Genomic DNA, 344 nt, shown 5'->3' with positions numbered 1-344 from the left:
ACGCTGGACTGGAGCACTCGCAATGAAGCAAGAGCCAGTCAGAGTGACGCCATGACGGCTATGGCAGTGAGTATTTATCGCCAGTCGGCGACATCGCATGCTAAAACTCTGTTGAATGCCTATGTGCAATGGCTGGATGCAAAACAGCGTTACGCACTGGCCGAGCAACAAGAGAAAATCGTTAAACAGGCGATAAGCTTGGTTGCCGAACGACGTAAAGCCGGTGACTTAGGTGCCGTCGACGAACAACTGACGGTACTCGCACTAAGTCGGCAACTGCAACAAACGGCAGCGGCTTATCAACAGCTGCAATCCGCTGAAGCAGAGTTAAACGCTCTGCTAAC

1 pseudogene is annotated in these 344 nt (G+C 52.0%); it reads left to right on the top strand.

The features are described from left to right. A pseudogene (locus IDAT_RS09980) lies at positions 1 to 344 on the top strand (TolC family protein); the annotation flags it as partial.

This window comes from Pseudidiomarina atlantica, assembly GCF_000753735.1.
Classification (GTDB): Bacteria; Pseudomonadota; Gammaproteobacteria; order Enterobacterales; family Alteromonadaceae; genus Pseudidiomarina; species Pseudidiomarina atlantica.
This window is presented reverse-complemented; position numbering and strand designations above follow the sequence as displayed.